Genomic DNA, 12608 nt, shown 5'->3' with positions numbered 1-12608 from the left:
TTTTAGTATATATGTTGTTGTTCAAATGCTTCTATTTTGGATAAGTTACTGACTAAAAAGTCAATATCATCATACCCTTTTTGTAAGCACATTTTTTTGTATGAGTTAATATCGAATGAAGTCTTTTCTGTTCCAAAAGCAATGTTTTGTGCTTCTAGATTGACTTCAATTTGTGTGTTTGGATTCTCTTGAATAGCTTGTAAAAGCTTTGCTAAAAATTCTGGGGTTACTTGAATCGGCAACACATGATTGTTTAATGCATTTCCTTTAAAAATGTCTGCAAAGAAACTAGATACAATAACATTGAAACCAAAGTCTTTTAATGCCCAAGCTGCATGCTCACGACTTGATCCGCAACCAAAATTATGTCCAGCAACTAAGATAGAGCCGCTGTATTTTTCTTGATTTAAAACAAACTCTGTATTGACAGATCCGTCTTTTTGAAAACGCCAATCTCTAAATAAATTTTCGCCAAATCCTGCTCTGCTTGTTGCTTTTAAGAAACGCGCAGGAATGATTTGATCCGTATCTATATTTTCTACAGGTAATGGATACGCTGTAGAACTAAATGTGTTGAATGTACTCATAACTATACTTCTTCTGGGATTGGAACGTTAACATCTACGATTTTACCTGCAATGGCAGTTGCTGCGGCTACTAACGGACTTGCTAATAAAGTACGTGAACCTTGTCCTTGGCGTCCTTCAAAGTTTCTGTTTGAAGTAGAAACGCAGTATTCTCCATCAGGAATTTTATCGTCATTCATTGCCAAACACGCCGAACAACCTGGTTGACGTAGTTTGAAACCTGCTTCTTCAAAGATTTTGTCCAAACCTTCTTCTTCTATTTGTTTTACTACCAATTGTGAACCCGGCACTAACCAAGCATTGATATTTGGTGCTTTTTGTTTTCCTTTTACATAGTTGGCTGCGACTCTAAAGTCTTCAATACGTGAATTGGTACAACTTCCTATAAACACATAGTTTACTTGTTGTCCAAGCAATGAAGCTCCTTTTTCAAAGTTCATGTATTGCAACGATTTTTCTAAATTGGCATCATTGTCTGTCGGGATATGTTCTGTCAATTGAATTCCCATTCCCGGATTGGTACCAAAGGTAATCATTGGCGTAATATCCGATGCGTCAAAAAAGTATTCTTTGTCAAAGGTTGCACCCGCTTCTGTTTGTAGTGTTTTCCAGTAGGCTACTTTTCGGTCAAACGCTTTACCTTGTGGTGCAAATTTTCTTCCTTTTATGTATTCAAAAGTTGTTTCGTCTGGAGCAATCATACCACCACGAGCGCCCATTTCGATACTCATATTACATACAGTCATTCTTCCTTCCATGGACATGTTTTCAAATACTTCGCCAGCAAATTCAATAAAATGCTCTGTTCCACTATCAGTTCCTAATTGCGAAATGATATATAAGATGACATCTTTGGGAAGTACATTTTTCCCAAGACTTCCGTTTACGGTGATACGCATCTTTTTAGGCTTTGTTAATAGTATAGATTGACTCGCAAATACTTGTGCTACTTGACTCGTACCAATACCAAAAGCAATAGCGCCAAAAGCACCATGCGTTGAGGTATGACTGTCGCCACAAACAAGTGTCATTCCAGGTTGCGTAATGCCCAATTCGGGCGCCATTACATGTACAATTCCATTGTATTGATGCCCTAATGCATACAACTCAATATTGTGTTCGTCACAATTTTGCTGTAATTGTTGTAATTGATTTCGTGACATTTCATCTTTCACAGGTAAATGCTGGTCTACCGTTGGTGTATTATGATCTGCTGTAGCGACAATTTGTTTTGGTCTAAAAACAGGAATTTCTCGCCTTTTTAATTCATTGAAGGCTTGCGGACTCGTTACTTCATGAATTAAATGCTTGTCTATATATAATATTTGTGGTCCATCGGTAATGCTATCCACAACATGCGTGTCCCACACTTTATCAAATAATGTCTTTTTCATATCTGGTATAAAGTTTTCTTTGACTTACGCATATATACGTTTGTCAACATTACTCATTTTTATGATTTGATGAATGTCTGTATCGGTTACTTCTTTGTGCTTATCAGCAAAATTTAAGAAATCACTATAAACAGTATCTAATTCGCGTTTTGTAAGGTTGTACCCAACATTTTTAGCTCTGTATGCTAAGGCAGCGCGTCCGCTTCTTGCTGTTAAAACAATAGAAGACGTTTCTGCTCCAACATCTTTTGGATCCATGATTTCGTAAGTTTCTCTATTTTTAATCACACCATCTTGATGAATACCAGAACTATGCGCAAAGGCATTTGTCCCAACAATTGCTTTATTAGGTTGTACAGGCATTCCCATTGTATCAGAAACTAACTGACTCATTTCAGTCAACATCGTTGTATTGATGTTTGTATTTAGTTCTAAATATGGATGTTGTTTTAAGATCATCGTTACCTCTTCTAGAGAAGTATTTCCTGCACGTTCGCCAATTCCGTTGATTGTGCATTCTATTTGACGTGCGCCATTCATAACACCTGCAATAGAGTTTGCAGTTGCCAATCCTAAATCGTTATGGCAATGACAAGAAAGAATTGCTTTGTCGATTCCTGTCACGTTTTCTTTTAAGTATTTTATTTTTTGTCCGTATTCTTCTGGTAAGCAATATCCTGTTGTATCAGGAATATTCAGTACCGTTGCTCCAGCTTTGATAACTGCTTCGCAAACTCTGGCCAAGAATACATTGTCGCTTCTTCCTGCATCTTCCGCATAAAATTCAACATCTTCTACAAAAGATTTTGCATATTTTACGGCAGCAACGGCACGTTCAATAATTTGTTCTGGAGTCGCTTTGAATTTGTATTTCATGTGCGATTCAGAAGTTCCGATTCCAGTATGGATTCGTGGACGTTTGGCATACGTTAGTGCTTCTGCCGCGACTTTGATATCGTTTTGTACAGCTCTTGTTAATCCACAAACTGTAGCATTTTTCACTAGTTTTGCTATGGCGGCAACCGATTGGAAATCGCCTGGACTAGAAACAGGAAATCCTGCTTCAATAACGTCCACTCCTAAGAGGTCCAATTTGGAAGCAATCATTAGTTTTTCTTCCGTGTTGAGTTTACAACCAGGAACTTGCTCGCCATCTCGTAAGGTAGTGTCAAAAATATAGACTCGATTTGAACTCATGAATTAAAAATTTGAGTGTTTATTTCTTTTTATTCATACGAATGTATACTTTGTATTTCCCAAAACGAATGATAAAGCGTTCTGTTTTACAGTGCTAATTGCATTTGTTTTTAAGGTAATTGACTGATAATAAGTTTTTTATAGAATAGTTTTTTACAATGTCAAACTCACAAAAGGAATCTTTATTTGTATTAATCAAATCGTTGTCAAAATCTGAGAAACGACAATTTAAGTTGTATGTAGGACGATTTGAAGGTAATGTGAATTCTAAATTTTTAGCATTGTTTACGTTTTTAGAGAAGAGTCAAACCTATGACGAACAAGCCATCTTGAAAAAGAAGATTGTGACCAAGCAGCAACTGTCCAATTTAAAGGCTAATTTGTACAAGCAAATTCTACGAAGTTTACGCTTAAATCCAGCACAATATAATATCCGAATTACGATCAGAGAGCAGCTGGATTATGCTACTATTTTATATAATAAAGGTTTGTATACGCAAAGTTTGAAATTGCTAGATAAAGCGAAAATATTAGCGTTAGAACATGAAGAAAAGAACATTGCATACGAAATTGTAGAGCTAGAAAAAGTAATAGAGACACAGTATATCACACGAAGCATGTCGAGCCGAGCTGATGAACTTTCCGCGGAAGCGAAGTCATTAAGTATACAAAATGCGTTGACAAGTAAGTTGTCAAATTTGTCGTTAGAATTGTACGGTTTGTTATTGAAAGTTGGCTATGTAAAGGACGAAGAAGATTATGAAGAGGTTACTACATATTTTCATGAGCGATTACCTGAGGTAAAAATTGAGCAACTTGGATTTAGAGAGAAATTATGGTTGTACAAGGCGCATTTGTGGTATAGTTTTTTGACACAAGATTTTCTGTCGAGCTATAAGTTTTCGTATAAATGGGTGGAATTATTCAATCAAACACCAAAGATGAAAGAGATTCATCCAGTGTTTTATTTAAAGGGAAATCACTATTTGTTAGAATCTTTGTTTTACATCAAACACGAAGTAAAATTTAAGGAAGTCTTGCTGCAATTGGAGCACGATATTGAACACAATATTATTCCGCAGAACGATAATACCAGAGTGTTGAGCTTTTTATATGTGTATATGAATAAGCTGAATTATCATTTTCTGACAGGAACCTTTAGTGATGGATTGCATTTGGTAGCAGAAATCAATGAACGCATAAAGACCTTTGAAAACAGAATTGACGAACATCATGTGATGATTTTTTATTACAAGATAGCATCCTTGTATTTTGGTGCTGGCGATAATAGAAATTGTATTGAATATTTACAGAAAATTATTCGAAACAAATCCTTGAAAGTGCGTGAAGACTTGTTGTGCTTCTCGCGAATTTTAAATTTGGTAGCACATTATGAACTCGGTTTGGATTACCATCTGGAAACACAGTTGAAAAGTACGTATAAGTATTTGTTGAAAATGGACGATTTGCACGAAGTTCAGAAGGAAGTCATTAAGTTTTACGAGGTTTAGGCAATATTTATCCGCATCAAATTAAGAAAGCTTTTGAAGCGTTGCATGCAAAATTGAAAACGTTTGAAGACGATCCGTACGAGCGCAGAGCCTTTTTGTATTTAGATATTTTGTCGTGGCTGGAAAGTAAAATTGAAAACAAACCAGTTGCAGAGATTATTCATGCGAAGGCGAAGTTGTTGTTGCGATAATTTGATTTGCTTCGCTCTTAGACTGCTTACGCTGTTTGATGTTAGATCGCTTTGCTATTAGATTTTGGACATGTTGAATACTTTTTTGCAAATAGCTATAGCTACTTGGAAATCTATTTCTTTAGTAGACGGTATTTTTGTAGATGTGTTTTTGTTAGAAAATTGTATCCAGAAGCACTATAATATTTTCTACAATAAAAAAAGCGACTGAAATTTCTTCCAATCGCTTTCGAATTTTGAGTTAGTGTTATTATTACTCAGTAATATTTGTAGAAGCTTGTACCGTAATTGCTTGTACATCTCTGTCAAACAAGTACAATCCACCTTTATCATCGCCAATTAAGTTGATTTTGTCTAAGATGTTACGTGCCAACGCTTCTTCTTCAATTTGTTCTGCTACATACCATTGTAAAAAGTTATGTGTAGCATAATCTTTTTCTTGTAAACATATATGCACTAAGTCATTGATGCTTTGCGAAACCATTACTTCATGATCAAACAGTTTTTGGAACATTTCTTTAAATGATCCGTATTCTCTTGGTGGTTCTGCTAAGTCTGAAATTGTTGCATGTCCACCACGTTCGTTTACATACTTTACGAGTTTTAGCATGTGCATACGTTCTTCGTCTGAATGCTCATACATGAAAGAGGCTACTCCTTCAAATCCTTGAACTTCGGCAAAACTTGCCATGGCTAGATATACTTGTGAAGATTCTGCTTCTATTCTGATTTGCGCATTCAATGCGCTTTCCATATTTTTTGATAACATAACGTGTCTTTTTTGAGATATTGAGATATGTAAAAATACGCATAAGATGTGAGTTTTACTTACGCGTTTGTTAATTTTAATTTATTCTAACTAAAGAAATGTATATAGTTAGTGTTTTTGGAATAAGGTAAAAATATACGGTCGTTTCCCTCCAAAAGGATTTGTGTATACATGATCAAAACTTTCTACTAGTGTAAAATCACTACCTAGATGATTTGCTAAAATTTCAGAATTGTATTTAAATAATGGTAATCCACTACATTTATCAGCTCCGTCTAAGGAAAAAACAGCAATCAATACATAACCTTTAGGACTGATTATTTTTTTGATCAAATCAAAATAAGCTTTTTGTTCCTCTGGATCCAAAAAGAAGTGCAGTACAGCTCTATCAATCCATAGATCAACATTAGAAAGTGTGTTGAGTTTTGACGAATTGGTTAAATCATCAACAATACATTCAAGCTCATAATTATAAGTTTCGGCAATGCGTTGTTTTAACTTTTGCATTGCCACGTCACTAATGTCAGAAGCTATAATATTAGTATATCCTTTCTCTAAAAGAGCATCGACTAGCGTTGTAGTACCAGCTCCCACATTTAAAACCTTAGCATTTTTAGGGATAGCGATTTTTGCTATTAAATCTAAGGTTGTTTTTGGATGTTCTTCAAACCAGCCTAGCTCTTCATTTTCTTTAGATTCGTAAACCGTATCCCAATGTGATTTGGCAGAACTCATGATTAATTGATCGTTTCTCCGTTTTTAACGTTGTCTTCATCAGGATTTACAAATACCAATTTACCTTCTGGGGTTTCGGTCATTAAAATCATTCCTTGACTATCAGCTTTGGCTTTTTTAAATGCTCTTGGTGCTAAATTGATCAAAACGGTAACTCTTTTTCCGATCACTTCTTCTGGTGTAAAGCTTTCTGCAATTCCAGAAACAATAGTTCGCTTGTCCAAACCTGTATCAACTGTAAGTTTCAATAGTTTTTTGGTTTTGCGTACTTTTTCTGCTTCTATGATGGTTCCTACACGTAAATCTAACTTTGTGAAATCGTCAAATGTAGCAATCTCTTTTTGTGGATCTGGAACTCTGTTCGCAGCTTCATTCGCTTTTTTAGTTGCTTCAAGCTTGTCTAATTGTGCTTGGATTGTTTTATCGTCAATTTTGTCAAAAAGTAATTCAGCTGGATTGATTTTATGTCCTGTAGGAATCAATATGTATTTTGTAGAAATATCATTCCAACCTAAATCAGTATCAAGCGATAACATATTTTTCAACTTATTCGCTGTGAATGGTAAAAATGGTTCTGACAACACTGCAATGGCTGAAGCAATTTGTAATGCTACATACATGATACCTTTTACAGTTTCAGGATCTTCTTTGATCTTCTTCCAAGGTTCATTGTCTTGTAAGAACTTATTCCCCAAACGTGCCAAGTTCATTAGTTCTTGACTTGCTTCACGGAAACGGTAACGTTCAATAGAGCTTGCAATTACATCAGGAAAATGTTTCACTTGTTCAAGTTCTTCATAATTTCCTGCGGATTCTGGAACAATTCCATCATAATATTTATGTGTCAACACAATTACTCGGTTGATAAAGTTCCCTAATATGGCAACTAATTCGCTGTTGTTACGCGTTTGGAAATCTTTCCATGTAAAATCGTTGTCTTTACTTTCTGGCGCATTTGCTGTTAATGTGTAACGCAATACGTCTTCTTTTCCTGGAAAATCTTCTAAATATTCGTGTAACCAAACTGCCCAATTTTTAGAGGTTGAGAGTTTGTTTCCTTCTAAATTCAAGAATTCATTTGCAGGAACGTTGTCTGGTAAAATATAGTCACCATGTGCTTTTAACATCGATGGGAAAATGATACAGTGAAATACAATATTATCTTTTCCAATAAAGTGCACCAATTTGGTGTTTTCATCTTTCCAATATGGTTCCCAATCTTTTCCTTCGCGTGCTGCCCATTCTTTGGTCGCTGAAATATATCCAATAGGTGCGTCAAACCATACATATAACACTTTTCCTTCCGCACCTTCTACTGGTACAGGAATTCCCCAATCTAAATCGCGCGTTACGGCACGAGGACGTAAACCATCATCGACCCACGATTTTACTTGTCCGTGTACATTTGGTTTCCAATCTTTTTTATGTCCTTCAACAATCCATTCGTTTAAGAAATCGCTGTACTTATCTAAAGGTAAAAACCAGTGTTTTGTTTGTTTTAATGTTGGAACATTTCCAGTAATCTTTGATTTTGGATTGATCAATTCAGTTCCACTTAATGAACTACCACAATTTTCACATTGATCACCATAGGCTTCTTCATGACCGCATTTTGGACATGTTCCTACCACAAAACGATCTGCTAAAAACTGATCAGCTTCTGCATCATACAATTGCTCGGTTACTTCTTCTACAAATTCACCATCTTCATATAGTTTCTTAAAGAAATCGGAAGCGGTTTTATGATGAATTTCCGCAGAAGTACGCGAATAATTATCAAACGAAATTCCAAAATCCTCAAACGATTTTTTGATGATTCCGTGATATTTGTCAATGATATCTTGTGGCGATACACCTTCTTTCTTAGCACGCATCGGAATGGCAACACCGTGTTCGTCACTTCCACACATAAAAGCGACATCGTTACCTGTTAATCGTAAGTAGCGTGCATAAATATCAGCAGGCACATACACACCAGCCAAGTGGCCAATATGAATGGGACCGTTGGTGTACGGTAAGGCTGCAGTAATGGTATATCGTTGTTTATTTTGACTCATTTCGTTTGTTTTCAATTCAATAAGGTGCAGTTCTCATTATATGTTCGGTATGATAACCGCGTATTTAACGTGCAAAAATACGTATTTACACCACAAATTTTAAAGATTTACGTAGTAATAATTCAACAAGAATTCACTAAAACGATGATTTTTGCAGATTATCTAAAATAGAATTTTGTTTTTAACGAAATCTTGATACTTTATTTTTTCTATTAATTTTAGTATATGAACCAACCCAAACCACTACACAAAGGAGCCACTGTGGGTATTTTATCGACAGCACGCAAGATATCTATAGCTGAAATAGAAGCTGCCATAGAGTTACTGCACAGTTGGGATTTGAAAGTTGTTCTAGGAATAACGATTGACTTAGAAGAACACCAGTTTGCTGGTGACGACATGACACGTGTCCTTAATTTTCAGCAGTTTATGGACGACGATAGTATTGATGCTATTTGGTGTGCTCGCGGCGGCTATGGAACTATCCGTATCATAGATCATTTAGATTTTTCAAGATTCATTCAACAACCAAAATGGATTATTGGATATTCGGATGTAACCGTTTTGCATGCAATAGGACAGCAGCTGCGATTTGAAACTGCACATGCAACCATGCCTATTAATGTGGCAGAAAACAGTCCAGCATCTTTAGAAAGCTTACGAAAAGTACTTTTTGGCGAAAATCTAAATTATACAATTCCAACTGTATATTCTAATAAAAAGGGAATTGCTACAGGAGAACTTATTGGAGGGAATTTGAGTATGTTGTACAGTATGACTGGCTCAAACTTGTCGTTAGATACTACTGGGAAAATTTTATTTTTAGAAGATTTAGACGAATACCTGTATCATATTGACCGTATGATGATGAATTTGAAACACAACAAGTATTTTGAAGGTTTGTCTGGGTTAATAGTAGGAGGAATGACCGATATGCACGATAATACCATTCCTTTTGGAAAGAACGCTGAGGAAATTATTTTAGATGTAACTTCTGAATATGATTTTCCGATTTGTTTCAATTTTCCAGCTGGACATGTAGATGATAATCGCGCTTTAATTTTTGGTAAAAAAGCACAATTAGAAGTAGCTTCTGAAGTTTCGTTGCGTTTTTAATTTCCTTTCTGACTTAAAAGAAAAAGATAATCACCAGTACGATTTTCGTACGATTTGATGATATTGTTTATTTCTCCCGAAACAATATCTTTTTCAAGTTGTGTCAATCCTTTTTGGACTTCTTCTTGATGTGCTAAATGTGAAAAAGAAGAAATTCCATTGCGGATTTTTTCGTCTAAATATTTCTTTGGATCTTGTTTCCCGACATATAAAAAATGATCTTTTAAATCGGGTTGGATAAAATACCTTTCTGTGAAAATGTCTTTAAAACCAGCAGTTTCCATGGCGTTGCTAATTTTTTCTAACGAAGGCATTTGTTCTATAGAAGCTTTCATCATTTTTGGGAAATAGTGATTTAGCCAATACCCTTTCATTTGTTCAGGAGTTGCCGTAAAAAAAATAATGTTTGTATAATTTTTCATCACTCGAAATAACTCTGAAAACCCTTTTTCTAAGTTCGTCCAATGATGTAGAGTTAATGTTCCAACAACGCCTTCAATACTATTATTTTCGAGAGGAATGTCTTCTGCAGTTCCTAATTTCCAAATACGATTTGGATAGTTTTCCTGAGCTTTTGCTAGCATTTTTTCTGAAGGATCAACACCGATAAATTTTGTTTCTTTATTATGCAATTTAGAGGTGTAATTTCCTGTGCCGCAACCAATATCTAAGTACCAGCCTTTATTGATAGGATTTAAGTGGTACGACAATCGTTCTAATAAATAGGGATCAGCTTTTCGGGTATTATTATATCCTTTTCCAATATGATCATACTTTGCATTCATTTGGTGGAGCTTTGGGTTATTTTAGTATATATCACGCATATTTCATGATGCAATTATGCATAGTATATCGGGATGAAATATGCAAAAATTCTGGTTTGTTATCATTGATTATCACTATAAGATACGTATTTTATGTGAAAAATTACAAACAGTTCATGGCAACACATAACGAAGTAGGAATTGAAGGAGAAAAATTAGCGGTTATACATCTTAAAAAGCAAGGATATGATGTTTTGGAGACAAATTATCGATTTCAAAAGGCAGAAGTAGACATTATTGCGCGAAAAAAAGATATACTAGTTGTTGTAGAAGTAAAAACAAGAACTTCAGCTGATTTTGGAAACCCAGAAGAGTTTGTTAGTAAAAAGAAGATTCAATTATTAGTAAAAGCGATAGATAACTATATTAATGATAGTGATTTAGATGTAGAAGTGCGCTTTGATGTAATTGCTGTTTTGATGCAAAAAAACGATGTCACAATAAATCACATAGAGGACGCCTTTTACCATTTTTAAAAAATACTGTTATAATTATAACAAATTGTTTTGAAAATAATATTTCGGTTTGTACTTTTGTAGCCTACTAAAAGAATAGACTAAATGAAAACAATTTCATCAATTGTAGAAGAATATATAAAAACAAAACCATTCTTATCAAGCGCCTTATCACAAGGAATAATCAATTTAACTTCTTTATCGCGACTTATCAAACCTGAAATAGAACATCAGTTAGGAAAAGAAGTAAAGAATGGAGCTATTGTAATGGCGTTAAAGCGATTGTCATCGGAATTAGAATTTCGTGTTACGCATCGTGTATTAAAGTTTGTTCGAAATATTGGTGAAATTACGGTTCGTTCTTCTTTAAATGATTATACGTTTAAGGTATCGGAAACCTTATTGAAGAATCAGGCTACGTTTATGTCGGAAATAGAAAGTTTGAACACTGTTTTTTACACATCATCTCGCGGTGTTAATGAATCAAATATTGTAGTAAGCAATGAAGTTGCTGAATTGGTAGGAAAGATTTTTAAGAATGAGATTTTACTAGAAAAGCAAGAAAATCTTTCTTCAATTACGGTGAAGCTTCCAAAAGATAACGTAAATGTGCCAGGAATTTATTATTTCATTTTCCAACGATTGTCTTGGGAAGGTGTAAATATTTACGAAGTGATTTCTACCACAAACGAATTCACCATTTTAGTGAACGATGAACAAGTTGATAAAGCATTTGCTGTAATTAAAAACTTGAAATCACTGTAATAGAAATAGTTGAAAATCTTACAAAGAAGTTTTGCTGATAAAAAAACAGGTGTTTCTACGCGGTAGAACTTCAATTTTAATTCAGAAATTTGTTTGGTAGAAATATATTTTCACTATTTTAGATGCATGTAAAAAAATGTTTAGACAACTATTTTTTACAATTCATAAAGCAGAAAGTGTATTAACTACACAACACGTTACCCCTAGCGCCCACTTTATATATGATTCTGTAAAGAATCAATCAAAGAGACTATAAAGATTTCGATTGCAATTATCGATTTACGTCTTATGCTGTTTTATTATGCAGCATACGCTGTACATAATTGTGATAAGAAACGAACTGTTTATATAACAGTATCATATATGATATATAAAAGTTTGCGTGGAAGAATTGACAATTTCTGTTTAGTAGGTAGATAGATCTTAGGGCTATTTTCGAGAGAAAAAAAGATTTATCAGATTTGAATTTAACAAACTTTTTACGTAATTTTAGTTTTACGAGAAATCCCGCTCCTATTTAGAGAGCGGGATTTTAAATATGTACAGGTTGGTAATTTAGTAAAACAGCACATTCAAAAACTGTTTCAGTAACCCTGTACATAGAGAGAAAACGATTGTTATTTTTTGAATGTTCGTTTTTTATGTAAAACAGATGCTAGAATGTTTACATTTGATTGGACATAGAGTTAAGAGATTAAATTATTAATTAACTCAACTTTGTAAAGATGTCAACAAAACGAAAGACTCACACAGAGTCATTTAAGCGCAAAGCTCTAGCATTAAGCCATCAAAAGGGTAATGTAGAAGAAACTTTCCGAGAATTAGGATTATCAACATCAGTGTTGCAACGTTGGTGAAAAGCGTATAATGAATATGGTCAAAACAGTTTTCCAGGACGCGCAAATCCAAAACAAACAGATGATCAAAAAGAAATAGCCAAACTAAAGAAACAATTACCAGAGTGTCCCTTAGAGAATGAAATATTAAAAAAAGCGGTAAGCATCTTT

The 12608-nt window shown here is 34.5% G+C and carries 10 protein-coding genes and 1 pseudogene; 4 read left to right on the top strand and 7 right to left on the bottom strand.

Annotated elements, in window-relative coordinates:
* Window positions 1-2 precede the first annotated feature (2 nt).
* From leuD to MK119_RS00900, 3 genes are read right to left on the bottom strand one after another with little or no spacing between them, the layout of a single operon-like run.
* Window positions 3-587 carry a 3-isopropylmalate dehydratase small subunit gene (gene leuD, locus MK119_RS00910; RefSeq protein WP_290669652.1) on the bottom strand — a complete coding sequence of 195 codons (585 nt, stop codon included), beginning with the start codon at window positions 585-587 and terminating at the stop codon, window positions 3-5.
* Window positions 588-589: 2 nt separating this feature from the next.
* Window positions 590-1981, bottom strand: coding sequence for a 3-isopropylmalate dehydratase large subunit (gene leuC, locus MK119_RS00905; protein ID WP_290669647.1), 1392 nt, complete (start codon window positions 1979-1981; stop codon window positions 590-592).
* Window positions 1982-2005: 24 nt separating this feature from the next.
* Window positions 2006-3178: a 2-isopropylmalate synthase gene (locus MK119_RS00900; protein WP_290669644.1), complete on the bottom strand. Its 1173-nt coding sequence runs from the start codon at window positions 3176-3178 to the stop codon at window positions 2006-2008.
* 158 nt (window positions 3179-3336) lie between these two features.
* Between MK119_RS00900 and MK119_RS00895 the strand changes: the two are divergent.
* Window positions 3337-4880, top strand: a pseudogene (locus MK119_RS00895) (hypothetical protein).
* A gap of 253 nt (window positions 4881-5133) precedes the next feature.
* On the opposite strand, the gene MK119_RS00890 reads toward MK119_RS00895, so the two are convergent.
* From MK119_RS00890 to metG, 3 genes are all read right to left on the bottom strand, one after another.
* Window positions 5134-5649 carry a ferritin gene (locus tag MK119_RS00890; protein WP_290669641.1) on the bottom strand — a complete coding sequence of 172 codons (516 nt, stop codon included), beginning with the start codon at window positions 5647-5649 and terminating at the stop codon, window positions 5134-5136.
* A gap of 108 nt (window positions 5650-5757) precedes the next feature.
* The gene (locus MK119_RS00885) at window positions 5758-6384 is read right to left on the bottom strand and encodes a methyltransferase domain-containing protein (protein ID WP_290669640.1); all 627 of its coding nucleotides are present in this window, start codon (window positions 6382-6384) and stop codon (window positions 5758-5760) included.
* Window positions 6385-6386: 2 nt separating this feature from the next.
* On the bottom strand, window positions 6387-8441 hold the full coding sequence (gene metG, locus MK119_RS00880) for a methionine--tRNA ligase (RefSeq protein WP_290669638.1): 2055 nt from the start codon (window positions 8439-8441) through the stop codon (window positions 6387-6389).
* Between the two features lie 225 nt (window positions 8442-8666).
* Between metG and MK119_RS00875 the strand changes: the two genes are divergently transcribed.
* On the top strand, window positions 8667-9557 hold the full coding sequence (locus MK119_RS00875) for an LD-carboxypeptidase (protein ID WP_290669636.1): 891 nt from the start codon (window positions 8667-8669) through the stop codon (window positions 9555-9557).
* Here MK119_RS00875 and MK119_RS00870 read toward each other — a convergent pair.
* Window positions 9554-10342 (bottom strand): class I SAM-dependent methyltransferase, encoded by a 789-nt coding sequence (locus MK119_RS00870; protein WP_290669634.1) that lies wholly within the window; start codon window positions 10340-10342, stop codon window positions 9554-9556. The two genes, MK119_RS00875 and MK119_RS00870, sit on opposite strands and share 4 nt — an antisense overlap.
* A gap of 155 nt (window positions 10343-10497) precedes the next feature.
* Between MK119_RS00870 and MK119_RS00865 the strand changes: the two genes are divergently transcribed.
* Together MK119_RS00865 and MK119_RS00860 are read left to right on the top strand one after the other, a co-directional pair.
* Complete coding sequence (locus MK119_RS00865) at window positions 10498-10857, top strand: YraN family protein (protein WP_290669632.1); 360 nt, start codon at window positions 10498-10500, stop codon at window positions 10855-10857.
* Between the two features lie 84 nt (window positions 10858-10941).
* Complete coding sequence (locus MK119_RS00860) at window positions 10942-11601, top strand: aspartate kinase (protein ID WP_290669629.1); 660 nt, start codon at window positions 10942-10944, stop codon at window positions 11599-11601.
* Window positions 11602-12608 lie beyond the last annotated feature (1007 nt).

It is taken from the genome of Kordia sp., from assembly GCF_022447245.1.
In the GTDB taxonomy this organism is placed as follows: domain Bacteria; phylum Bacteroidota; class Bacteroidia; order Flavobacteriales; family Flavobacteriaceae; genus Kordia.
This window is presented reverse-complemented; position numbering and strand designations above follow the sequence as displayed.

What these genes read in the sequence shown, in the direction of transcription:
- leuC (WP_290669647.1), bottom strand. Translation starts at nt 1,981, where the DNA reads ATGAAAAAGACATTATTTGATAAAGTGTGGGACACGCATGTTGTGGAT.
- MK119_RS00860 (WP_290669629.1), top strand. Translation starts at nt 10,942, where the DNA reads ATGAAAACAATTTCATCAATTGTAGAAGAATATATAAAAACAAAACCA.
- MK119_RS00890 (WP_290669641.1), bottom strand. Translation starts at nt 5,649, where the DNA reads ATGTTATCAAAAAATATGGAAAGCGCATTGAATGCGCAAATCAGAATA.
- MK119_RS00875 (WP_290669636.1), top strand. Translation starts at nt 8,667, where the DNA reads ATGAACCAACCCAAACCACTACACAAAGGAGCCACTGTGGGTATTTTA.
- MK119_RS00885 (WP_290669640.1), bottom strand. Translation starts at nt 6,384, where the DNA reads ATGAGTTCTGCCAAATCACATTGGGATACGGTTTACGAATCTAAAGAA.
- leuD (WP_290669652.1), bottom strand. Translation starts at nt 587, where the DNA reads ATGAGTACATTCAACACATTTAGTTCTACAGCGTATCCATTACCTGTA.
- MK119_RS00900 (WP_290669644.1), bottom strand. Translation starts at nt 3,178, where the DNA reads ATGAGTTCAAATCGAGTCTATATTTTTGACACTACCTTACGAGATGGC.
- metG (WP_290669638.1), bottom strand. Translation starts at nt 8,441, where the DNA reads ATGAGTCAAAATAAACAACGATATACCATTACTGCAGCCTTACCGTAC.
- MK119_RS00870 (WP_290669634.1), bottom strand. Translation starts at nt 10,342, where the DNA reads ATGAATGCAAAGTATGATCATATTGGAAAAGGATATAATAATACCCGA.
- MK119_RS00865 (WP_290669632.1), top strand. Translation starts at nt 10,498, where the DNA reads ATGGCAACACATAACGAAGTAGGAATTGAAGGAGAAAAATTAGCGGTT.